The 25745-nt window shown below is 41.4% G+C and carries 14 protein-coding genes, 1 tRNA gene and 1 riboswitch; of the genes, 5 read left to right on the top strand and 10 right to left on the bottom strand.

The annotated features are described in order from the left end of the window. Positions 1–64: 64 nt before the first annotated feature. Together IPH84_05545 and IPH84_05540 are read right to left on the bottom strand one after the other, a co-directional pair. Positions 65–949: a hypothetical protein gene (locus tag IPH84_05545; protein MBK7172689.1), complete on the bottom strand. Its 885-nt coding sequence runs from the start codon at positions 947–949 to the stop codon at positions 65–67. Between the two features lie 299 nt (positions 950–1248). Further along, positions 1249–1512, bottom strand: coding sequence for a hypothetical protein (locus IPH84_05540; protein ID MBK7172688.1), 264 nt, complete (start codon positions 1510–1512; stop codon positions 1249–1251). Between the two features lie 364 nt (positions 1513–1876). Here IPH84_05540 and IPH84_05535 point away from each other — a divergent pair, with 364 nt between their 5' ends. Further along, positions 1877–4327, top strand: a complete 2451-nt coding sequence (locus IPH84_05535) for a T9SS type A sorting domain-containing protein (GenBank protein MBK7172687.1) — start codon at positions 1877–1879, stop codon at positions 4325–4327. A 94-nt stretch (positions 4328–4421) separates the two neighbouring features. Here IPH84_05535 and IPH84_05530 read toward each other — a convergent pair whose 3' ends face one another. Further along, positions 4422–4997 carry a DUF4395 domain-containing protein gene (locus IPH84_05530; protein ID MBK7172686.1) on the bottom strand — a complete coding sequence of 192 codons (576 nt, stop codon included), beginning with the start codon at positions 4995–4997 and terminating at the stop codon, positions 4422–4424. 392 nt (positions 4998–5389) lie between these two features. Further along, a tRNA-Lys gene (locus IPH84_05525) sits at positions 5390–5462 on the bottom strand. Positions 5463–5590: 128 nt separating this feature from the next. Here IPH84_05525 and IPH84_05520 point away from each other — a divergent pair. Beyond that, the gene (locus IPH84_05520; GenBank protein MBK7172685.1) at positions 5591–6580 is read left to right on the top strand and encodes a DUF4349 domain-containing protein; all 990 of its coding nucleotides are present in this window, start codon (positions 5591–5593) and stop codon (positions 6578–6580) included. Here IPH84_05520 and IPH84_05515 read toward each other — a convergent pair. The 5 genes from IPH84_05515 to IPH84_05495 all read right to left on the bottom strand — a co-directional run bounded on the left by IPH84_05515 (position 6464) and on the right by IPH84_05495 (position 14743). Then, complete coding sequence (locus IPH84_05515) at positions 6464–8596, bottom strand: S9 family peptidase (protein MBK7172684.1); 2133 nt, start codon at positions 8594–8596, stop codon at positions 6464–6466. The two genes, IPH84_05520 and IPH84_05515, sit on opposite strands and share 117 nt — an antisense overlap. Before the next feature lie 38 nt (positions 8597–8634). Then, complete coding sequence (locus tag IPH84_05510; GenBank protein ID MBK7172683.1) at positions 8635–9372, bottom strand: geranylgeranylglyceryl/heptaprenylglyceryl phosphate synthase; 738 nt, start codon at positions 9370–9372, stop codon at positions 8635–8637. Positions 9373–9417: 45 nt separating this feature from the next. Beyond that, positions 9418–10374 carry a methylenetetrahydrofolate reductase gene (locus tag IPH84_05505; GenBank protein ID MBK7172682.1) on the bottom strand — a complete coding sequence of 319 codons (957 nt, stop codon included), beginning with the start codon at positions 10372–10374 and terminating at the stop codon, positions 9418–9420. Between the two features lie 52 nt (positions 10375–10426). After that, entirely contained in the window at positions 10427–14095 is a 3669-nt protein-coding gene (gene metH / locus IPH84_05500; protein MBK7172681.1) for a methionine synthase, read from the bottom strand. A gap of 105 nt (positions 14096–14200) precedes the next feature. Beyond that, a riboswitch (SAM riboswitch) is annotated at positions 14201–14309 on the bottom strand. A 122-nt stretch (positions 14310–14431) separates the two neighbouring features. Further along, complete coding sequence (locus tag IPH84_05495) at positions 14432–14743, bottom strand: hypothetical protein (protein MBK7172680.1); 312 nt, start codon at positions 14741–14743, stop codon at positions 14432–14434. A gap of 83 nt (positions 14744–14826) precedes the next feature. On the opposite strand from IPH84_05495, the gene IPH84_05490 reads away from it, so the two are divergent. After that, the gene (locus IPH84_05490) at positions 14827–15267 is read left to right on the top strand and encodes a hypothetical protein (GenBank protein MBK7172679.1); all 441 of its coding nucleotides are present in this window, start codon (positions 14827–14829) and stop codon (positions 15265–15267) included. A gap of 207 nt (positions 15268–15474) precedes the next feature. Here the strand turns inward: IPH84_05490 and IPH84_05485 are convergent, their stop codons facing one another. After that, positions 15475–16896, bottom strand: a complete 1422-nt coding sequence (locus IPH84_05485) for an adenosylhomocysteinase (GenBank protein ID MBK7172678.1) — start codon at positions 16894–16896, stop codon at positions 15475–15477. A gap of 846 nt (positions 16897–17742) precedes the next feature. On the opposite strand from IPH84_05485, the gene IPH84_05480 reads away from it, so the two are divergent. Both IPH84_05480 and IPH84_05475 read left to right on the top strand, forming a co-directional pair. Further along, positions 17743–21429 (top strand): carboxypeptidase-like regulatory domain-containing protein, encoded by a 3687-nt coding sequence (locus IPH84_05480; protein MBK7172677.1) that lies wholly within the window; start codon positions 17743–17745, stop codon positions 21427–21429. 47 nt (positions 21430–21476) lie between these two features. Next, positions 21477–25718: a T9SS C-terminal target domain-containing protein gene (locus IPH84_05475; protein MBK7172676.1), complete on the top strand. Its 4242-nt coding sequence runs from the start codon at positions 21477–21479 to the stop codon at positions 25716–25718. Positions 25719–25745: the final 27 nt, after the last annotated feature.

Raw genomic sequence — 25745 nt, 5'->3', positions numbered from 1 at the left:
CCAAAAAAAATAAACCTGACAGGGTTTAAAAACCTGTCAGGTCTACACTTATAAATATGTTGTATTATTTAACATTGAGCACAAGCACCTTCGACAAGCTCCAGAATTCCTTCTTATCAGTAATAATCAAGCTATCTGAGGCATGTTTTCCAGTCAAACGGTAAGAATTCTTTGGGTGAGTTGTAAGTAAAGTAGCTTTACTTTTCATAATTGGAATCGCGTCCAATTGAGTGACATCAATCTTTGTCAGATTGCCTTTATCTACTTCAGGTGTAAGTTCCTTGGTTTTACCCAGGCCTATGAAACCACCTTCTTTAGACACGATTTTCTTTTCTTTCAGGTAATCAGTCGTACCAACGATATAATAAGCTGTATTAAGTTCAGTTGTCCTTTCTTCAATTACCTTCTGCTTTTCTTCGTTTTGCACGCTTAGATTACCTATATTGGAGTTAAGATCAACTACTTGACTCTTCAGGTCTGTAACCTGTACATTGGCTTTTGACAGATCAGTATTAAGCAAAGCGATTTGTACATCTTTCTCTTCAATCTGCTTTGATAAATTATTAATCATCTTGTCGAGTTCTGCTACCTGAAGTCCTGATTTCTTCAGTTTGGACCTGAGTGAAGCAATCATCGCCTTACTATCTTCCTGTAATTTGTATATCAGGTTTATATCACTATTAATCTGATCTTTCATCTTTACTTTTATTTCAGATCCGGTACCAGAAGCTTTACCGATAATTTTCTCTTTCACTTTGATAGAATCAAGATTGGCCTGAATTTCATTAAAAGCACTTACAAATTCTATCATCATTTGATCTTTGGAAGCGCTTATTTCAGCCAGGCTGTCATTTTTGAATTGCATGGAAGCGAATTCCTGTTCCTTATTGTTGCATCCGGTTTCCAGTATCAATACCAGAATTGCAAATGCGAAAATTAATTTTTTCATAGCTTTTAGTTTTAACAGTTGTGAGTTAGTATTTCAAGTATTGTCAATTGAGGGGCATTAGCATACCGACAAAAGTACAGTTAGCTATCAGGAGTGGTATTACACTATTCTCGTCATTGTTTATAATATTTGCGAAGTTGTATGAAATTATATACACAGATTTTGCATACTAGAATGTAATTCCATTGCCCTGAAAATGAAAAGATTGTCAAAAAAAAATGCTATAATACTTAACAATAAAAATAAAAGGCCGTCAGTTTATGACGGCCTTTCTCGTGACTGAGGAACTAGTAGATCAGTTACAGTGCACTGATTCCAACATAGGTTTCTAACCGGTTGGAAGCGTGAGCATTTGTATGAGTTACAAGCAGTATTGGAAGAAAGGGAGTGACAGAGACAGCATATATGTCAACTGGAAGCTCCTTGATCACGATTTTTTCCTCTTTAAAAAAAGAAGAATTGGCAGTTTGGGTAGTTGGGGATGCAGTAATCATTCCAATCATTCCGACAGGAATATCATTTTCTGTGATATACCCTATTGTCAGAATTTTGGAAGTTTTCATGCGATCAGTAGTTAGAAATGTAGCACGTTTATTGTGGCACAAAAGTGCCTGCTTATTTTGGATAAGCCCTTACACTTTTTTATCAAAAGCTTATAAGATTCATCACTTTTCAATTCAAACAAGGATTGCATCTCCTGAGGTTCTTACCTCTTGCTTTTCATTATATTTCTTTGTATATTTCAGACAATTAAGGGGTTAATTACATAGGCCGCTTGGAATTGAACTTTTGAAGCCTGTAGTATTAAACCCGTTTATGTATCAATTATTAGATCAATAAAGGATTCTATCTAAACCGGCTCTTTGTGGTCAGGTGATCCTGCCACTTCAAGGACAAGCTATCCTAACCCCTTTAACAATTAAGTCAATGAGAAAATTTACATTTTTCCTGTCAATGTTTCTTTTTGTTACAATGAGTTTAATTGCGCAACAATTCAATTACACTGATGTTGCAGGCAAAGCCGGCTTTAACCTCATTGATTCAAAGCCTGAATCAGTTACTGTTCGATATGCATTACCCTCGTTTTCTCTTGAAGATCAGATGTTGCATGGGACTGTGATGAAATATATCAACCTGCCAGGAACATTCCTTTTCAATGATGAAGGGATGCCTAACCTGCCGGGAAAAGGTAAATACATCGCCATCCCGCACGGATCCAGTCCAAAGTTCAGAATCACAGCTCAGCAAACTGAAATCATACATAATGTAGACATTGTGCCTGCTCCTCGTATCCCTCTCGATAATGATACCCGCCCGGTTGAATATGTGAAAAATATGCAGGTATATTCCAGAAATGCACTATACCCGGATTCACCTGTTTTAATTTCCGAGGTTACCCAAGTTCGTGGTGTCGATGCTGTAATCCTTGGTATAACTCCGTTTCAATATAACCCTGTGACAAAAGATCTTGTGGTTTATAAAAACATCGAGGTAGAACTAACCTTCGAAGGTGGCAATGGTCAATTTGGCAACAATGAATTTCGCAGCCTTTGGTGGGATCCTATCTTAGAGGATAACCTGCTTAATTATTCCTGTTTACCCTTAATAGATTACAATGCGCGCTTTCAATCCTTCGGGAAAGGTCCTGTGCTCAATGAATGTGAGTACATCATCCTGAGTCCAACAGGACCTGATTTCCTGATGTGGGCAGATTCTATATGTAAATTCCGAACAGAACAAGGAATTCTAACCAAAGTATTCAACATTGATGAGGTTGGAGGCAATACTGTGGCCGCTATTGAAACATTCATTGACAGTGCATATAACACCTGGACCATTAAGCCGGTTGCTTGTCTGATCCTCGGGGATTATGGTACTGACGGAACAAAGAATATCATTTCTCGACTGCATGCCCACCCTGAAGGATATCCAAATTATGCATCTGATAATAAATTTGCTGATGTTACCGGTGACGAGCTGCCTGATATAGTCTTTTCAAGAATTACAGCCAACGATGCCTTGCAATTGCAGATCATGGTCACCAAATTCATGGAATATGAGCGCAATCCTCCTACCAATCCCCACTTTTATGATAAGCCGATAACCTCCATGGGATGGCAGACAGAAAGGTGGTTTCAACTATGCTCAGAAATTGTAGGAGGTTATTTCTCCCAGGTGCAAGGTAAACACCCGCGACGAATTAATGAAATTTATGAAGGAACGCCTGGCTCAATCTGGTCAACAGCTACCAATACCAATACCATTTTGGATTATTTCGGTCCCGCCGGACTTAATTATATTCCCCAAACCCCAGATTCTTTAGGTGGATGGGATGGAGGCACTGCAGCTGAAATTAACCAGGCAATTGATTCCGGCGCATTCATGATTCTGCACCGTGATCATGGTTTTTATGATTCCTGGGGCGAACCAGCATATTCCATCACAAATATTAATGAATTGACAAATACCGACCTGCCTTTTGTTTTCTCCATTAATTGTCAAACAGGAGCCTATCAGCGTACGAGCAATAGTTTCGGTGAGCACTTTCATCGTTATGTTAACAATGGGCATAATGCTGGGGCCCTTGGCCTTGTTTGTCCAAGTGAAGTCTCCTATTCATTTTTTAATGACACTTATGTTTGGGGAATGTTTGACAATATGTGGCCCGACTTTATGCCAAATGAAGGTTCCACCCCTGCATCCCGTGGCGTCATGCCGGCTTTTGGATCTGCCGGGGGGAAATATTTTCTGCAACAGTCAAGCTGGCCCTACAGTTCCGATTACAAAGTAGTCACCTACCGTTTATTTCATATGTTTGGGGATGCTTTCCAGGTAATTTATAACGAGATACCTGAACAACTTACTGTTACCCATGACCAGGAAATTATTTATGGTGCTACCACTTTTTCAATACAAACCAACGACAGTGCTTTCATTGCCCTGACGATGGATAATCAGATCCTTGCAACAGGTTTTGGTAGTGCGAGTGGTCCTGTTTCACTTCCTATTCCTATAATTCCCGTTGGATCACAGGTCAAGGTAACTGCGACCAAACAAAATTTCTATCGTTATCAGGATATTGTTCCAGTCAACTTATCAACTGGAGAATCAGAATCTATGGTCAGACGTGGGGAGACCAATTTCTCAATCTATCCAAACCCCACACCAGGCAATTTTGTCCTGGAGCAGAAGGGCGAAAAGCTCTATAGCAAAATTCTGGTTGAAGTTTACAGCATGCTGGGTGAAAAAGTGATGAGTGAAACCATGGTCGATGAAAAACAGCATGTCTTCAGGTTTTCGGGAATGAAATCCGGCCTTTACATTTTAAATATAATTGCCGATGGACATTTAGAGGCAATTAAAGTGGTTAAATTTTAACACCAACCCATTCCTTGTCAGAGCAAAGCCAGAAAGAAGCAATCCACGCTGGTTTACATGGTGCATAAGCCATGCAGGAATCCATTGAACATGCCTAGAAGGTCTGCTCGGCACCTTTCCCGGCAAACAAATCATAAGGTTTTTCACTGAAGTGATCATTCATCAGGTAAACAGTAAGCAAGATGAATCCCACAAACACCAGTAATGCCAGGAATTGGCTCCAGGTTGTTTTCTGTATTTCCTGTTTGTTTTTTACATCACAAACCTCACCCGGGCAGTATTGAACCTTGTCCTTGAAAAATAAGGGATATAATTTGCACCCCAGGCAAATCCCGAAAGCTGATTCAAAGAAAAGGAATATCAAACAAATCAGACAAATAATACCGGTAAACACGCTATATGCATTCACGATAATAAAAAAGACAAACATAGCAGCAGCAAGCACAACACCAATGATCCAGGCAAACTTTTTCTGTGCAGCACCCACATATTCAGGGGTTTGGTTACGAACAATCCAGCGCCCGAGAATGAGTGAAGGTGAAAACCTGGGACTAATAAAAACACGGATCAGGAAGTCGGTTAGGAAGAAAGTGATGATGTACTTAATCGGGACAAAGTTTCCCTTGAAAACAATAAACATGAGCGACAGAAAAGTGGCGAGGAATAGCATTCCTGCTGCTGCCTGGATCTCCCGTTCATTCAATACAGGGATTTCATATCCTTCAAAATTTTCACCAAAGGAAAAAAATATAAATTAGCCAACCGATAAAAAGTTTCTCATAACATTTTATTTTTTACCCATTTTTTTCATGTTGGTGGGAGGGCCGGGTTAAGAAAAATTTTCAAACTTAACTTTGTTTTGATTGTTGTTCTCGGTTTTTCCAAAAACTAAATGACTAAGAATACTCTTTTTTTTTTTTTACCACCTTCCCCCACTTCTTCAATTTCTTATTCAACTGAGTTAATCTGAGTATAACTGACTACTTTCGGAGACAATTCGGAGACAAAAAAGAAACCACCGGTGAATCATATTGATTTACAGGTGGTTATGTTGATTTGGTGTCTCCCCGACAGGATTCGAACCTGTGACCCATTGATTAAGAGTCAATTGCTCTACCAGCTGAGCTACGGAGAGATTTGGGAGTGCAAAAATAGTAAAAAATGGGTTTCTCCCTCACTTTTCAGCTAAATTTGAACCTAAATATGAAATTTATATAACTTTTATCTTATCCCGTCGTTAATGATCCAAAATCCAAACATCTTATGAACCTTCTCCGATTATCATCATTTCTGCTGATCGTTGCCATTATGGCTTCCTGTAAACAAAATGAAAAAAGTACTGCCGCAGACACTATCCCTGTTGAAAAATCAGGTGTAGAAATGCCGGATACCACCAGCCGTAAGCTGATCAAGGAAGCGGATCTGAACTTTACCACCGATGACATTGAAACCACTGCCATCCAGGTGAGGCTTATTGCTAATGCGCATAAGGCATATATGGCTGATGAAAGCCGGTTTGAATACGAAACCGAAAAAGGATACAACATGATCCTTAGGGTACCTTCCAATGATTTCGACAAGGCAATGGAGGAACTCATGAACAACTGCAATATCAAGCAGTTGAACAATAAGTCGATACGTATTAATGATGTAACTGCTGAGTATATTGATGTGGAAGCCCGGATGAAGGTGAAAAAGGAATCGGAGGCTCATTACATTGAGTTACTAAAACAGGCTCGCTCATTGGAAGAAACATTGTCTATTGAGTCACAGCTTTCGGACCTGAGAACAGAAATTGAATCAGCAGAAGGAAGGCTGAAATTCATAAAAAACCAGGTGGATTACAGCACCATCAGGATTTCATTTACTGAGAAAAAAGGGATCACTAACCGCTTTTTCTCCGAATTCTGGGGAGGAATAAAGGGAGGTTGGCAGGTATTCCTGAAAATGCTTATCGGGCTATCCTATTTGTGGGTAGTGATAGTATTGATTATCGTGGGGAGATGGGGATACCTTCGCTACAAGCGAAGGGACATGCATTGCATCGTCCTAAAGCGAAAAATGGACGCTGCAATGCATTGGCGCCGCAATGCTGTAGCGGGACGATGCAATGCATTTCGCCGTACGATCACGATCCTACAGATTATCGTGATAATATTCCGCAAGTTTGCGGAACATATGAATCCTATCCTTGCCCGAAACATTATGTTCATGATTCGGATAAACAAAATAATCTACCTGCTTGCCTTTTAGAATGCATTCCTGGATAAACTGCAGGCTGTTCTGCCATACAACGGTATTATCCTGGGCGCCATGCATCACCAGTAATTTTCCCTCCAGTTTATCGATATAATTCATCACATTGGCATACTTGTAACCTTCTTCATTTTCTTCAGGGGTATCCATGTAACGCTCACCATACATGATTTCATAGTATTTCCAGTCCACAACAGGCCCGCCGCAGCTTGCCACCTTGAATACCCCGGGATTATTCAGTTTCATCATCAGGGTCATAAATCCGCCATAACTCCAACCATCAAGGCCTATCCTTGAAGCATCAACATAGGGTAATGTTTTCAGATATTCAACCCCTTTCATCTGGTCGCTCATTTCCATTTTACCTAACTGCCGGTGAATGCATTGCTCAAAATCAGCGCCCCTGGCGGAAGTCCCCCTGTTATCCAAAGTAAATACTATATAACCTTGCTGAGCCATATAATTCAGGAAGAGTCCGGCTCCTCCCAGCCAGGTATTGGTAACCAGTTGTGAGTGTGGTCCACCATACACATAAATAAGCACAGGGTACTTTTTAGCAGCATCAAATCCAGCGGGTTTTATCAACCTTCCAAAAAGATCACTCCCGTCATCCGCTTTAAGGGTAACCATAATGGTTTCACCCATCTGATAGTCTTTCAGAGGATTAACATCTTCAAATATCACCCGCTCATTTTTCCGCTTTTCAGGGTAAAAGGTATATCTGGTGCCCACCCGAAGACTTGAAACACGATCAATAAAATGGTTCGTTGCAGGTGAAAGGAAAATTGTATGCGTTCCTTCAGTATCTGTTAACCGGCTCATTTTTCCGGATTTCATTTCCACACTATAAAGCTGCCTGTCGAGTGCGCCGGCTTCTGTTGACAGAAAGTACACCTGGCTTTCTTTTGCATCCCATCCGAGAAATTGGGTTACTTCCCATTTCCCGGTTGTCAGCTGCTTAACCAGGTTTCCATTAATATTGTATAGATATAAGTGATTCCATCCATCGCGGCGACTCTGCCAGATAAACTGATCAGGCCTTGTTTTCAGGAAACTAAGTTCATGCAGTGGCTCAACATACTCGTTATCTGTTTCCTCAAACAAGGTCTTAATAAAGTCGCCGGTAGCCGCATCATATTGATTTAACCACATATGATTCTGGGCACGGTTCACTACTGCAATAAAGATATATTTCTCATCGGGGCTCCAGCTGATATTGGTCAGGTATTGTTCTGCCGGTTCTCCAGTTTTAATATAATGCAGAACTCCTTTTATAGGGTCAAAAACTCCAAGGGTGACGTGATGGCTTTTCATCCCGGCCATGGGGTATTTCATATTTTCAACTTTTGCAATTCGCTCATTGATATTCACAAGTGGGTAATCGGTTACCATGGTCTGGTCCATCCTGTAAAACGCCAGCAAGTTGCCCTTAGGTGACCAGAAGGTACCCTTGTCGATGCCAAATTCATTCCGGTGCACACTTTGGCCATTTACGATATTCTCATCAGCATCATTCGTAACAGCAATGGTGCTGCCATTCAATGATACCATAAGATTGTTTCCGATTGTATAGGCAACATTTCCTGTTGTGGGGTTCAAATCAGAATTTTCAGCCGCCGGATCAAACGTGTTTAATACTTTGGCTGATGCTTCACTAAATTGGTAAACTATCAGCTTTCCTGTTCTGATGAATCTGAATTGGTTGGCATCTATCCAGGTAATTGATGGAAATGACTTTTGTTTATCCAGCTTTATTGCAGTAAGAGCTGCATTGAGCTTTTCAAGTGAAAGCAGGGTGTCGGAAACTGTATTGGCGATTGTTTGCTGAACCAGGCAATTCTTAGCCACCCAGGTAAAAGCCTCATTACTTCTCCATTGCAAATTCACCAATGATTGCGGATAGAACTTGCGATTCATTAGATCGTCGGGCGCCAGTATTTTTTCCTGTGCAAAGGCCGGCATCAACAGGGTTCCCAATGCAATGACCAACAAACTAAATTTCATTTGTTTCATAGTATGTATTAATCTGAATTTTCTGATTTCTGATCTTTTCAGCAGGAATGCACTGCATGAGCCATTTCACTTATGAGTGTCGGATCATTTTCAAAAGCAGTACCAATCACAAGCAAGTCTGCACCAGCCCTGCATATATCAAGGGCTTGCTCCGGTTTACGTATACCTCCGCCTACAATCAGTGGAATAGAGATACTTCCTTTCACAGATTCGATCATCTTCAAAGGGACAGGTTCGGTGGCGCCACTGCCTGCCTCAAGGTAAAGAAGTTTAAGGCCAAGCATTTCACCTGCCATGGCTGTGCATATAGCGATATCGTTCTTAGTGGCGGGAATCGGCGAAGTATTGCTCATGTATTGAACAGCGGTTTGTTTTCCACTTTCAATGAGCATATAGCCACAAGAAATGACTTCAAGCGGACTTATTTTCAGATAAGGAGCTGATATTACGTGTCTTCCAATGAGCATTTCGGCATTACGACCAGAAATAAGTGACAAAAATAATATTCCATCAGCTTTCCAACTCATCTGCATTGTATTTCCGGGAAACAGAATAACCGGGATGGAAGTAAGGCTTTTCAATGTTTTGATTGCCATATCCAACTGGTTATTAATCAGGAGGCTGCCCCCTACAAAAAAGTAATCGACTCCAGCATCAGCAGCTAATTTAGCCAGGGCTTCTGTTTCAAGAATACCAAGTTTATCAGGGTCCACCAGAACCGCTAACTGCTTCTGATTTGCCTGGCTTTTCTGAGTGATGGTTGAGTAAATGGACATTTGCAAAGCCTTGTTTTGATGCTTTTGAATATGCAAATTAAAGGATTAGAAAACTTCTTTCACAATCTTTCGGATATTATCACTCTTCCCCATTGAATAGAAATGCAGAACCGGGACTCCATGTTGAATGAGTTCTTTACTCTGCATGGTGGCCCATTCAATCCCTACCTGCCTTACCTGCTGGGAATCTGTACATTTTTCTACTTCCCTCACCAAATCTTCAGGCATTTCAATTGAAAATGTTTTAGGCAGGACTGACAATTGCGATTTTACAGACACCGGCTTGAGTCCCGGTATAATTGGAACCGTAATACCCACATCACGGCATGCTTTTTCAAATTCGAAAAACTTCTTATTATCAAAGAACATCTGTGTGACAATATAATCGGCACCTGCATCCACTTTCTCCTTAAGATGGGTAAGGTCCGTAACAAGATTAGGGGCTTCTGAATGCTTTTCAGGGTAGCCTGCCACTCCGATACAAAATCCGGTAGGATTGGGATTCTCAAGGGAATCCTCAAGGTAAAGGCCATGATTCATGTCAATCACCTGCCTTACAAGATCAATGGCATAGGCATTCCCGTCCCTTTCCGGCTTAAATACCTTTTCCCCGATAGGATTATCACCCCGTATCAGCAAAATGTTATGAATCCCAAGAAAATACAAGTCGATCAGGGCATTCTCAGTTTCTTCCCTGCTAAAACCTCCACAAATCAAGTGAGGCACTACATCGATATTATATTTGAATTTGATAGCGGCTGAAATTCCAACTGTGCCCGGTCGTTTCCGGATGGTTTTTTTCTCCAGCAATCCATCTTCCCTCTGCTTATAATAAATTTCCTCCCTGTGATAGGTAACATCAATAAAAGAAGGACAAAATTCAATGATTGGATCAATCGTTTGATTGATAGATTCAAAATCTTCGCCTTTTAATGGTGGCAATAACTCCAGTGTGAAAAGGGTACGCCCGTTTCGCCTGGCTATATGTTCAGTTACTTTCATTCGTTAGCTTATCTTTAAAATTCCCTTCATTAATAAATGTCAAAAAGCGTGATTAGTAATTCAGGTTTGTTGCAAGTAATTTTTCAACATCAGCAATGCTAAGGCCTTTTCTTGTTGCATAATCTTTCACCTGGTCAGGACTGACACGCCCAACATTAAAGTATTTCGATTCAGGATGAGAGAAAAAGTACCCACTTACAGAAGCTGCAGGGTACATGGCAAAGTTCTCCGTCAAAGTAATTTTCATTGTTTCAGCCGACAAAATTTTGAAGATGGGCACTTTTTCACTGTGTTCAGGACAGGCCGGATAGCCCGGTGCAGGACGGATACCCTGGTATTCTTCGGCCAACATAGCTTCAACCTGAATATTCTCATCCGGAACATATCCCCAGAATTCTCTTCGGACCCATTTATGCAACCATTCAATCAAGCCTTCAGCAAACCTGTCGGCGAGAATTTTTATCATAATAGCACTATAATCATCATTCCCGGCGGCGAAAATTTCAGCGCGCTTGTCGATACCAATACCAGCCGTAACTGCAAAGAAACCCATGTAATCCTTTACACCTGAATCAGCAGGTGCAATAAAGTCGGCCAGGCATAAATTGGGCACTCCCGGCTCCTTTTCTTCCTGGTTTCTAAGGAAATGAAAGGTTTCAATTACCTTACCTGTTTCATCATCATAAATTTCAACACTGTCGCCAACAGAACGGGCAGGATAAAGTCCAAAAACCGCATTGGCTTCAGCGAGTCTTTCCTCGATAATTTTACTTACCATTGCCTGGGCTTCAGTGAACAGTTTCCATGCTTCAGCTCCTTTAGTCATATCTTTAAAGATCTCCGGAAACTTACCATTAATTTTCCAGGCATGGAAGAAGTAGGTCCAGTCAATGTACCTGCTTGTCTCTTCAAATGAGCAGGTCCTGATATATTTATTACCAATCAGCATCGGCCTGACAGGAGTATAATTTGACCAATCCAGCTTCAACTTATTCGCTCTTGCATCTTCAAGAGAAATATAGGCCACACCTGCTTTTGTGTTTTCATGGCGCTTACGGAGTGTCTCATACTTATCAGATACGCCTTTAATAAAAGCAGGTTTTTGATCGGCCGACAGTAAACCGGCAACCACATGAGTAGCTCTCGATGCATCACGGACATGAACTACAGGGTGAGAGTAAGCCGGTGCAATTCTCACGGCTGTATGCATCTCACTGGTTGTGGCACCACCGATCAATAATGGAATACTGAGCTTTTCTTTCTCCAGCATTGCGGCAACCTGGACCATCTCTTCAAGGGAAGGAGTTATAAGTCCGCTCAACCCAAGAATATCAATATGATCATTTTTTAAAGCTTCAATAATTTTAGAGGTAGGAACCATTACACCCAGGTCAACAACTTCATAGTTATTGCATGCAAGCACGACACCCACTATATTTTTACCGATATCATGTACATCACCTTTCACTGTTGCAAGTAATACTTTCCCTGCGGAACGGTTCTCCCCTTCTACCTTTTCAGCCTCAATATATGGCAATAAAACGGCAACGGCTTTTTTCATTACCCTGGCACTTTTTACTACCTGGGGCAGAAACATTTTTCCTTCACCAAATAAATCGCCAACCACATTCATTCCAGCCATCAACGGGCCTTCTATAACTTCCAGAGCCCGTGGAAACAAGACGCGTGCCTCTTCCACATCCTCTGCAACATAGGCATCCACACCATGTATTAATGCATGACTTAGCCGTTCTTTAACAGGAAGGGAGCGCCAGGCTTCAGTCACTTCTTCTTTTGGTCCGCTTGACGACATCCCTGAAGCATACACAATTAGTTTTTCAGTGGCATTATCATCACGGTCAAATATCACATCTTCAATAAGAATCAGCAAGTCGGGAGGAATATCACTATACACCGGCAGATTTCCCGCATTTACGATTCCCATATCCAGCCCTGCTTTTATGGCATGGTAAAGGAAAACAGCGTGCATAGCTTCCCTGAGTTCATCATTCCCCCTGAATGAGAAGGACAAATTACTTATTCCACCACTTACCCTTGCATGAGGAAGGTTATCCTTAATCCATGAGATCGTTCGGATATAATCCTTGGCATAAGTTGCATGCTCTTCTATCCCGGTGGCAATCGCCAATACATTGGGATCGAAAATAATATCTTCCGGAGGGAAGCCTACTTCATTTACGAGGATATTATATGCCCTATGACAGATTTCAATCCTTCTGATAAAAGTGGAGGCCTGTCCTTGTTCATCAAATGCCATCACCACAACTGCAGCACCATAACTCCTGATTAAGCGGGCATGATGCCTGAAGGCTTCTTCACCTTCCTTCAGACTGATGGAATTCACAATGGCTTTTCCTTGCAGGCACTTCAGGCCAGCCTCAATAACGCTCCATTTGGATGAATCAATCATTACGGGAACCCTGGCAATTTCAGGTTCAGCCATTAGCAGATGAAGAAAGCGAACCATGGCCTTCTCAGCATCCAACATAGCATCATCCATATTAATATCAATCACCTGGGCACCGGACTCCACCTGTTGACGGGCAACTGCCAGTGCTTCATCATGTTTTTCTTCCCGGATGAGCCTGGCAAATTTCCTGGAACCCGAAACATTGGTCCGTTCCCCGATATTGATGAAATTACTTCCTTCATATACCAGCAATGGCTCCAGCCCACTCAATTTCAGGTGATGGTCAATTGTTGGTTTTAGTCGCACCTCTGCTTTTTCGGCAATGGCACAAAGTTCTTTTATGTGGTCGGGAGTAGTTCCGCAGCATCCCCCAATGATATTTACAGAGCGGCTTTGCAGGAATCCATCAACATATTTTGCCATCTGTAAAGGGGATTCATCATAGCCCCCGAATTGATTGGGCAAACCGGCGTTTGGATGTGCACTCACATAGAAAGGTGCCTTTCTTGAAAGCTCTTCTATAAAGGGTCTGAGTTGCTCAGCACCCAAAGAACAATTAAACCCTACACTCAACAGGTCGATGTGAGAAACAGAATTTAGAAAAGCCTCAACCGTTTGTCCGGAAAGAGTACGGCCACTGAGATCAGTAATTGTACCGGATACCATCACAGGAATCCGGAGCCCTCTTGCCTTCAATATTTTATTGATGGCAAACAGCGCTGCCTTAGCATTTAACGTATCAAAGATGGTTTCAACTAAAAGCAGGTCCACCCCCCCATCAAGAAGTCCTTCCACCTGCTCACAATAAGTATCAACGAGGTCATCAAAATGAATAGCTCTGAAACCAGGGTCATTCACATCCGGCGACATTGAAGCCGTTTTATTGGTAGGTCCGATTGCTCCGGCTACAAATCTCGGTTTTTCTGGATTGCGCCTGGTAAATTTTGCAGCTATGGCTTTGGCTATTTTAGCAGCCTCAATATTGATATTCCTGACTTCTGATTCAAGGGCATAATCTGCCATTGAAACCTTATTTGCGTTGAAGGTGTTTGTTTCAATAATATCCGCTCCTGCTTCCAGGTAAGCCTGATGTATTTCTTTAATTATTTGGGGACGCGTCAGGCATAAAAGGTCATTATTCCCCTTCAGATCAATAGGATGATTGGCGAACTTCCGGCCACGGTATTCTTCTTCCGTGAGATTATATCTCTGAATCATGGTACCCATAGCACCATCCAGGACTAAAACCCGGTGCTCCAGTTCTGTGTATATACTTCTGTCATTCTTCATATTTTCATGTCATTATATATATATAATAATCCAACATGCAAAAAGTAAGCATGCGGCACTACTTATACACAACTAGTTCTGTTAAAAAAGGGAACATGTGTGCTTCAATTATAAGTTTCCCCGATACAGGGAACAGGTATTGGCACCTTTCAGATTAGGTCCGCGGTTGCCAGAGGTTCGTTGAGCCTGGTCTCTCCCCTCTTCTTTATAATTCAAACACCTTGACTTCATGATCGCGATGCGACACATGGCAGAAAGGAATTGTCTGATATTGCAAAAATAGGTAAATTACTGGTAAATAACGTTAAAACTGTTAATTTGTTCTTATAAGAGGGCCTAATAGCACTTCTTCCTGAAAAGAAAGAAGGTATTTCTTTTCTTGTATTTATTCACTGATTCAGCTTTCTTTTTCGTTCGCTTCATCATTTTCCGGGTTTCTTTATTCTGCTTTTTGATATGCCCTTCCCTGGCTTTATCATATTCTTTATCTGCCTGTTTTTGGGCCTGTTCCTGCTTCTTTTCCACTTTTCGCTGACTACTTGGGCGGATCCACCCACATCCGGTTGTGGACAATATCAGGAATCCAATAAGCAGGATGAAGATAAAACTGAACCTGGTCTTTGACATATTATCAGATAATCTATTCATAAATTTTTACAGAAATAAGGATTAGCGGCAATGACAAACCTTTAATTATTGCTGCCGCAAAATAATCACTATTTTTACAACGTTTGAAATACATAATAATTATTCAGCCAATGCGGATTGCTTTCCTGGTTCTTATCATTATTCTATTTACGACCCTGTCATGCGATAAGGATAATCAGCCTGATATTCCTTATGTAAATGTTTATGAGGAGATCTATCCCAACTCAATGCACTTTATCTCAGTTTCTGATTACAGGTATCTGAATGCCGGATATCGCGGAATTATTGTCTATCGTTTATCAATGACCGATTTCAGGGTTTATGAGCGATGCTGTCCCTACGACCCCGAGAATCCAAATGCCAGGGTAATTGTAAATCCGGATAATATTACTGCCACTGATACCTGCTGTGGATCCACCTATCTGCTGTTAGATGGCAGCCCTATGGGTGATGGCCCTTCTCCTTATACGCTAATGAACTATAATTACAGTTTTGACGGAGAGACACTCAGGATCTATAATTAATCCCATTTATTGTTTTATGACTTGTGTTTGATGCTCTGAATCCTTTGGATGCAGCGTATAGATTAGTTATAGATCAGAAATTAAGATTTAGCTTTCATAAAAGAAGAGCGCAAACCTGAGATTCAGCATCTCCTGGATTTGCGCTCTTTGTTTTATCTTCAGAAAGTTACAACTTCTAAGGAAGCTGGTATCTCTGAATCAAAATGATTAATACCTGTAATGATCCGGTTTATAAGGGCCTTCTACTGGGACTGAAATATAAGCAGCCTGTTCCGGGCTTAATTTGGTAAGTTTGACACCTAACTGCTCAAGATGTAAACGGGCTACTTCCTCATCGAGGTATTTTGGAAGCCTGTAAACTCCAACTTCATAGCTGTTTTTCCAAAGGTCAAGCTGAGCCAGTGTTTGGTTTGAGAATGAATTACTCATTACGAAACTGGGGTGGCCTGTGGCACAACCCAGGTTAACGAGTCTGCCTTCAGCGAGAAGGAATATGGCATGGCCATCAGCAAATTCATACTTATCCACCTGAGGTTTGATCTCAGTACGTTTAACACCTTGATAACTATTCAGTTTATCTACCTGGATTTCATTATCAAAATGGCCGATATTGCAAACAATGGCCTGGTCTTTCATCTTCGACATATGCTCAACAGTGATAACATCCTTGTTACCGGTAGTGGTCACATAGATATTGCCTTCAGTAAGTGCATCCTCGATGGTAGTGATTTCAAAGCCTTCCATAGCAGCTTGCAGCGCACAGATAGGATCGATCTCGGTGACGATAACCCTGGATCCATATGCCCTCATAGATTTTGCGCAACCTTTGCCAACGTCTCCATATCCACAAACAACAACCACTTTTCCGGCAAGCATCACATCAGTGGCACGCTTAATACCATCAGCAAGTGATTCGCGGCAGCCATAGAGGTTATCAAATTTTGATTTTGTAACAGAATCATTCACATTGATAGCAGGAATCAGGAGTTCACCTTTTTCCATCATTTGGTAAAGCCTGTGAACGCCAGTGGTTGTTTCTTCAGAAACACCCTTCCATTCTGATACCACCTGATGCCATTTACCGGGATTCTCAACAATGCATTCACGAAGAACTTTCAAAATACTTTCCTCTTCGATGCTGGAGGCAGCAACTTTGAGTAAAGATGAATCTTTCTCGGCTGCAAATCCTTTGTGTATTAATAATGTAGCATCACCACCATCGTCAACAATCAGGTTAGGTCCTTTTCCACCGGGAAAGCTTAAAGCCATGTAGGTACACCACCAATATTCATCGAGTGATTCACCTTTCCATGCGAAAACAGGGATTCCAACAGCAGCAATAGCAGCGGCAGCATGATCCTGTGTACTGAAAATATTACAGCTAGCCCAACGAACATCAGCGCCCAGTTCAACCAGTGTTTCAATCAATACTGCAGTTTGAATAGTCATATGCAGAGATCCTGTGATCCTGGCTCCTTTTAAAGGTTTTTCAGCTGCATACTTACGTCTGATTGCCATTAAACCCGGCATCTCTTTTTCGGCGATTTCTATCTCCTTGCGACCCCATTCAGCAAGTTTAATATCACTGACCTTATAAGATAAGTCAGTATCTGTCAATATTTGTTCCATGTTTTAGATTAAATTTAGAATTTGCAAAAGTAGTATTTTTTTAATGATCATTTTCCAATTCAGGTTTCATGTTCGTAGGAACTCCTTGATTAAGATTGAATTGCCTCAAGTCCTGAATCTATGATAGTTAATCTTTTTTTTGCTGAAAAGTAATAACGGGTTGAAGTGAGTTAAAGTGAGCTAAAGTGAGCTAGAGTGAACTAAAGTGAACTAGAGTGAGCTAGAGTGAGCTAAAGTGAACTAGAGTGAGCTAGAGTGAGCTAAAGTTAATTGGAAAGTGTTGATTTCCTGGATTCGAAAAACCCGGCGGGGTCTGCAGGACCCGACGGGGTTTGGGTGGCTGGAGTGAGCTAAAGTGCCTAGAGTGAACTAAAGTGAGCTAAAGTGACTAAAGTGAGCTAAAGTGAACTAGAGTGACTAAAGTGAATTATAAGGTCAATAAGTATAAAATTGCGGAGTAATATGTACTTGATGATCTTCAATTTGAAGCATAATTTCCAGGTTTTGAACTGGAACACCATAAAGTATAAGGGATTTCAGCGATATAAAGGGGTAGAACACATATTTAATTGTCAAATCTATCGATTTTTTCGCTATCTTTGCAATCTTTTTGGGCAAAAATAGAAAAAATAAATTATGCTATTGAGCTCATTTAATGCCTTTTATGAATTTTGGGACAGGCTGCTATTTACAATATATTATTGTATTATCGCGCTGTTTAACAAAATTTAATTTTTTTGCGATCCAGGGGAAAATCCTTGTTTCGCAAATAGTTTTCTTTCTACTTTTACTTGCTTTTTCAGGTTTGCTCATTCATATACTTAATGCAACATTAAACCACAGTTTATGGTAAGAAACTTACTCATTGTCATCGTCTTGCTTTTTTCAGCCAGCATGACAGTATTCTCCCAGTCGGGGGCTCTGAAAGGAAAGATTCTTGACAAAGCCACCAAAGAGCCTATTCCGTTTGCCAACATCATCGTGGAAAACAATGGAACACAGGCTGGTGGTACATCCTCCGACATCAATGGTGAATACACCATCAAGCCACTGAATCCTGGTAAGTACGACATCAAGGCTTCCAACGTTGGATACAAGCCAGTGTTGATCCGGGGATTTGTTCTACGGTCGGAAAAAATTGAATTCCAGAACATCGAAATGGAATCCACAGCCACGGAACTCCAGACTTATGAAGTAGTGGATTATAAAATTCCTTTGATCAGCAAGGACAACACTACATCTGGTGCTAACATCACTTCCGAGGAAATATCAAAGATGCCCAGCCGGAATGTTTCGGCCGTAGCAGCATCAGTGGGTGGTGTTTTCTCACGTGACGGTGAAATTGGCAGTATGCGTGGACAGCGTGAAGATGGAAACGTTATGTATATCGATGGAATCCGCGTGAGAGGTTCGAGCAGCCTCCCTGAATCAGCCATTGAACAGGTATCGGTTATTCTTGGTGGAGTGCCCGCCCAATACGGCGATGCCACCGGGGGTATTATTAATGTTACCACCAAAGGACCATCCAGGAAATTTGGGGGTGGATTGGAACTTCAGACTTCTGAATTCCTTGATCCTTATGGTTACAACCGTGCCGGTGTAAACTTTACAGGTCCTATCTTTTGGAATAAGGATAAAACTTATTCGGTACTCGGATACTTTGTTGCTGCCGACCTTGAATATAAAAAGGATGGATCTCCTCTGGCCTTGGGGATGTACAAAGTAAAAGATGACATTTTAGAAGAACTCGAAAAAAATCCGTTACGCATTTCTCCGTCAGGATTTGGTTCATTTCAGAATGCAGAGTTCATCCATATGGAAGACCTTGAAGAATTGAAATCTACTCTTAATTCGAATGAATTCAACCTTAATACCTCCCTTAAACTGGACGTTAAAAGTGGTAAATATTCCACTTTAACATTCGGAGGATCCTATAATGCATACAACTACCATAACTATAACTGGTTCCATTCAATATTCAATTATAACAGGAATTCGCTTTCAACCGGAAATACGTGGCGTGTATTTGGAAGATATACTCAACGTTTCCCAGCCGATAAAGAAAGCAAAAGCCTGATTAAAAACGTTTATTACAGTCTGCAAGCCGACTATACCAGCATTTATGGCAAAACAGAAGATGCAGAATTAAAAGATAATCTCTTTGGATATGGCTATATCGGCAAATTCGACACCTATAAAGAAAAAGGTTACGATTTTGTTGAAGATACAAACCAGGTGGCAGGTTTCCGACTGGTGATGAATGGTTACAGGGATACCCTGATCACTTATCAAAGGGCTGAACTCAACCCGGTAATGGCAAACTATACATCCAATTATTATGCACTCTACGAAGGACAGACATTTGGTCATTATGATAATTTTGACAATATCTACCTCGGTGGTGGGCTTTTGAATGGCTACACTCCCAATGGTGTATTCGGAGGTGGTGTTTATGGGTTGTTCTCTGCCCCCGGCAATTCCCAGGCAGGCTATGCCATCAGTGACCAACGACAGGTTACAGCTACACTGAATCTCTCAGCTGATGTGGGGAACCATGAACTTAAACTCGGGTTTACTTTTGAAAGGTACACCGCAAGTTCCTATAGTTATGCTCCTGCTGCATTCTGGCCAATTATGTACCAATTAGCCAACTCACATATTATTCAGCTGGATCTTAACAACCCAATTAATTACAATCAAACGCTGTTTGGACAGGAAATACTTACTACTGATTATCGTCGTTTGTATGACGGAACCTCACAACGTGCTTTCGACAAGAATATCAGAACATTAATGGGACTTCCTGTAAATGGTACCGATTGGGTTGATATCAATTCATATGATATCAATACCCAATCAATTAATTACTACGATCAGGACAACCAAATGCATACAATTACACTCAGCAAACCATTATCAGTAGACCTATTCAGTCCTGATGAATTGCTGAATGATGGTAATTCAATTGCCTTTGCCAGGGGTTACGATTATTATGGTAATCGTCTGACGGGTAAACCCAGCATCCAGGATTTCTACCAGGAGAAAGATGCAAATGGAAATTATAAGCGCGAAATTGCTCCTTTTGAACCTATTTATATGGCAGGTTACATCCAGGATAAATTCTCATTTGATGACCTGGTATTTAACGTAGGACTTCGCTTCGACCGTTTCGATGCCAATCAGAGTGTGTTGAAAGATCCATATACTCTTTATCCTGCAAAAACAGTGGGTGAAGTGACTAACCTCGGACCTATTCCTTCCTCAATGGGAAGCGAATATGTCGTTTATGTTGACAACATCACTAATCCAACACGTATCACAGGTTACCGCGATGGTTCAAACTGGTATGATGCCAATGGTTCTGTTGTTCTAAACCCACTTGAAAAACTGGATGCCGGAAACGGAATTGCACCTTACCTTGTTGATCCTACTTCAAAGGAAATCACAGGTGCATCATTCGCTGATTATGATCCTCAATGGACCGTAATGCCGCGTATTTCATTCTCATTCCCCATCTCTGATGAAGCATTATTCTATGCTCACTACGATGTTCTGACTCAACGCCCAAAAACAAATTCTACTTTCAGTCCTCTGGATTACTTATTCTGGGCTGTTCAGGGTAACCCAACTATGAATAATCCCAACCTGAAGCCAGAACGCACGGTAGATTATGAACTTGGATTTCAGCAGAAGGTCTCCAACTCTTCTTCCATCAACATATCCGGGTTCTATCGTGAGTTCCGTGATCAGATCCAGAGTTTCCGTTATACCGGGGCATATCCTAAGACCTATTATTCATATGGTAATATCGACTTTGGAACTGTTAAAGGTTTAACTGTTTCCTATGACCTACGCAGAACTACCAACACCCGCGTAAGGGCCAGTTATACCCTGCAGTTTGCAAACGGAACCGGTTCAAGTGCTGAAACTTCATCAGGATTGATCCGTTCAGGACAGCCTAACCTTCGTACTTTGATCCCTTATGACTATGACCGTCGTCATGCTTTTAATGTCAATATCGACTTCCGTTATGCTGAAGGCAAGGATTACAATGGTCCGGTAGTAGGTGGAAAACAAATCTTTAAGAATGCAGGTTTCAATATTACAATGAATGGCGGATCGGGAACCCCTTATACCCGTTCAAGCCTGATTTCACCATTGGGAACAGCCAGAATTATTCAGGGTTCCATCAATGGTTCCCGCCTGCCTGGCTCATTCAGGCTTGATGGACGTCTCGACAAAGACTTCACTTTATCTTCAAAGAAGGATGACAATGGCAACGTAAAGGAATATTACCTAAACGTTTATCTACAGGTGCTCAATATCCTTAACTCCAGAAACATCATGAGCGTATATTCTGCAACAGGGAACCCGGATGATGACGGTTACCTGGCAGCTGCAGAATACCAGGCCCAGATCAATTCACAGTTGGATACTCAATCCTACATCGACTTTTACAGGATCCGTGTGAACAGTCCTTACAACTACAGTTCGCCCCGAATGATCCGTCTTGGCGTTGGCCTTAACTTCTAATCATTATGAGCACTTTAAGAACAATAACGAAAAAACACGCATATACAATGAAAAATACATTCCGTATTTTGCCGGTGATAGTCCTAAGCCTTGCGCTAGCCATCACAGTACATGCTGAGCAAGTTCACCTGAAATCAGGGAGTACTTCCATCATAAAATCAACGGCTGCCGGTTGCTTGCCGGGAGCAAACTTCAAATACCTTGAACTCAATAATGTACGTACCCGTATCAATACCGGGGGCGATATGTGGTGGGATTTTGAAAATGCACAATATGAAATCCCTAAAGGTTCCAAGAAAATGTCAATGTTTAGTGCAGCCCTCTGGATCGGGGGTATTGATGCTAACGGACAGTTGAAACTGGCTGCTCACAGGTATCGCCAGGTTGGTGTCGACTATTGGCCCGGCCCTCTTACAACAGATGGAACAGCAGCTGTTACTGAACAAACCTGTGCTGCTTATGATAAAATGTGGTACATCACCCGCCAGGAAGTTGATGATTTCCTTGCAGCCTATGATGATCCTGCAATATGGGAAACCTATAAAAACACGATTCCATCATCCATAACCAACTGGCCTGCTCATGGAGACGTAACACTGGGCCAGAGTTACTACCTGGCACCATTCTTTGACAGGGATGCCGATGGTGATTATAATCCTCTTAATGGTGACTACCCCTATTATGATGTTAGCAATGAACTTTGCCACACCAAAACTTCAACTGCTGAAGGAAACGGTATCCTCGTCGACCAGGTTATCAAAGGTGATGCTACTCTATGGTGGGTATTTAATGATAAAGGTAATATCCATACAGAAACCTCAGGTCAACCTATTGGTTTTGAAATTCGTGCGCAGGCCTTTGCTTTTGCTACCAATGATGAAATCAATGACATGACTTTCTATAGTTATGAAATTATAAACCGTTCTACCTATCGTCTTACCAACACTTACTTCAGTCAATGGGTGGATACCGACCTTGGTTATGCAAACGATGACTATGTAGGTTGCGACGTTATGCGTGGATTGGGATATTGCTATAATGGAACTCCTAAAGACGGTAACGGTCAGGCATGGGCATATGGTGAACAACCCCCAGCCATTGGTGTTGACTTTTTCCAGGGACCATATATTGATAATGATGGTTTTGATAACCCTTCGTTTAAACAAGATGCCAGTAAACTAGGGCCTTCCTATAATGGTGATTGTGATATCGTTTTCCAGGATTCAACCTATCAGCGTCTGCCAAACGGGGCCGGTGATTCCATCTATACTTTTGTTAATGCTGCTGCAATCAATGGTGTAAATTTTGGAAACGGCATTATTGACGATGAACGTTTTGGAATGCGCCGTTTCGTTTATCATAATAATAGTAACTCAGGAGTACCTTCCTATATGTGGGATCCGGATGTAGCATCACAGTATTACCAATTCCTTCGTGGATTCTGGCGTGACAATACTCAGATGTTATATGGCGGAAATGCCCATGTTTCTTCAGGTGCTACCGGTCCTGCCTGTTATTTCATGTTCCCAAATGAAACTGATATATGTAACTGGGGAACCAGGGGTTTAGTTCCAAATCCAAAGAAATGGACTGAAGTAACCGCAGGTAACCAACCACAGGACAGACGTTTCATGGAATCTGCCGGACCCTTCACTCTTGAACCGGGTGCTGTGAACTACATCACTGTTGGTATTCCATGGGCTCGTGCCGTTTCCGGCGGACCTGAAGCCTCAGTTAAACTCCTTCAGTCAGTTGATGATAAATGCCAGATGTTGTTTGACAACTGCTTCAAAGTTATTTCAGGTCCTAATGCTCCTGACCTTACTATCCGTGAACTTGAGAATAAACTCATCGTCTATATTTCCAACAGGAAAGCTAACGATGCTGGTAATAACTTCCATGAAGGATATGCTGAACTTGACCCACGTATCCAACCTCCTCCAGGAGAGATATGGGATCCTTATTACAAGTTCGAAGGTTATAAAGTATACCAGCTGAAGAATTCCAATGTTACAATTGCTGACATTGAAAATGATGAACTTGCCAGGCAAGTATTCCAGTGTGATGTCAAAAACGGAGTTTCACGCCTTGTTAATTTCACATTTGACCAGTTGCTTGGTGCAAGTGTACCCACTGAAGAAGTTAATGGATCCAACCAGGGTATTGTTCACTCTTTTGAGTTAACAAAAGATGCCTTCACCGGAAATGACCTTGTAAACCATATCCAGTATTATTACCTGGCCGTTGCTTATGCTCATAACAACTACAAGGACTTTATTCCCACAGTTGCAGAAAACCTGAATGGTCAAAAGCAACCTTATTTACCAGGAAGAAAGAATATCAAGGTATACACCGGAATTCCCCATGTTCCTATAGGACCAGTTGCTTTCAAGGGTGATTATGGACAGGAAGTGGAGATTACGAGAACTTCCGGACAAGGTAATGGTGGAAATATTCTTGAACTTTCCGATGCAACTATTGCTGAAATCCTCAGTAAGAGCCCTGCAGATTCCATCAATGTTTATGGTAGCCCTAATTACCCGATTGCTTACAATGCCACTTATAAATTAGGATCGGGTCCGATTAAAGTAAAAGTTATTGATCCTTTAAATGTAAAAGATGGAAATTATACTGTAGCACTTGATTCAATGTTCAGTATACTGGTTCCGGTTGGATCGCGTGATACAGCCATGCCAACAACACGCTGGAGGCTTATTGATAACGAGACAGGAACTGTTTACAGATCGGATACAACTATTGACCTTCAAAATGAACAGTTATTTATCGATCTTGGATTGTCAGTAATGATGAGTCAAACCTTATATCCTGGCATTTATGAACCTGAGAGTGGAAAATACGCTCCGATTCTTCCAAATAATGGAATACAGGAAGGCAGTGTAGAATACGCTGATCCTGAGAACCCCTGGTTGTTCTTTATTCCTGATATTGATGGTGGTGGAGCATTAAACTGGATACGTTCAGGGAATCAAACTGCGGATGATGCCAGGGAAAATGACTGGGATGCCCCGGATAAACCATTTGACCCTGATCAGAATTATGAGAAATTGTTAGGTGGGACTTGGTCACCTTATCTCCTGGTAGCTTCTTCAAAGCAGGATACTGCCGGTCTGGCTTACGGTGAGCCCATTGCCAAACTCTCGAAGAATAGTAGTTATTTCTCTGATCTTGCCAGTGTGGATATTGTATTCACTGACGATAAAACGAAATGGACCCGTTGTCCGGTCATTGAAATGTGCCCATATTCTGATCTTGCTGAAGGCAATGCCAAACAATTTGACCTCCGCGCCCATCGTTCTGTTAACCAGGAAGGTGATACCAATGTTTCAAATACAGATCCTGCCATGAATTCTGATTATATCTCTACTCATGGAATGGGTTGGTTCCCAGGTTATGCCATCAATATTGAAACCGGAGAACGCCTCAATATGATTTTCGGAGAAGACTCACATCTAACAGACGATAACGGTAATGATATGATCTTTAATCCAACTTCAACGGTATTCGATGATCAGGGTAGAGCTGTATTTGGAGGAAAACATTATCTCTATATCATGAGCCATACTTCCGGTAAAGAAAATCGTATTTCCTTACCTCCTACTTCACCTATTAAAGCTGCAGATCTTAACTTCCCTGCTTATGATGCCGGAGCCTTCTTTGTAAAAGAGATGAAGAGAGCCTTCACTGTAGCTGTATATGCAAAACAGCTCAGGGCCTATTTGTTTGGAAATGCAATGTGGACAAGTATTCCAATGGCTAATCCAGCATCTCCATGGCTATCCAGTGATGTAAAAATCAAACTGAGAATTACCAAGCCTTATGCCCGATATTATTCAGAACCTATGACTGGCGAGTTTGTTGCCAATCATAACCAGAATAACTTCTGGCCAATGTATAACTTCAGTACTAAAGCTGTTACCACAGTTACTGACTCAACTGAAAAATCAGTCAGCGATCTGGACAAAATCAATATTGTCCCAAATCCTTACAATGGTTACTCCCCTTACGAAGTGAACCAGTTGGATAACAGGGTCAAGATTGTGAACTTACCTCAACGTTGTACCATTACTATTTATTCAACAGGCGGTTCAGTGATCCGTACCTTTAATAAGGATGAATCTAAAACATACATTGACTGGGATCTTAAGAATTTTGCAGGGATTCCGGTTGCTGGCGGTGTTTATATCATCCATGTAAAGGTTCCTGAAGTCGGGGAAAAAGTGATCAAATGGTTTGGTGCAATGCGTCCTATCGACTTAAATGCTTTCTAACAGTAATCACTGGTAACAACTTAAAAA

This window comes from Bacteroidales bacterium (assembly GCA_016707785.1).
In the GTDB taxonomy this organism is placed as follows: Bacteria; Bacteroidota; Bacteroidia; order Bacteroidales; family UBA4417; genus UBA4417.
Note: the sequence above shows the minus strand (reverse complement) of the source record. Positions and strands in the feature narration are given on the sequence as shown.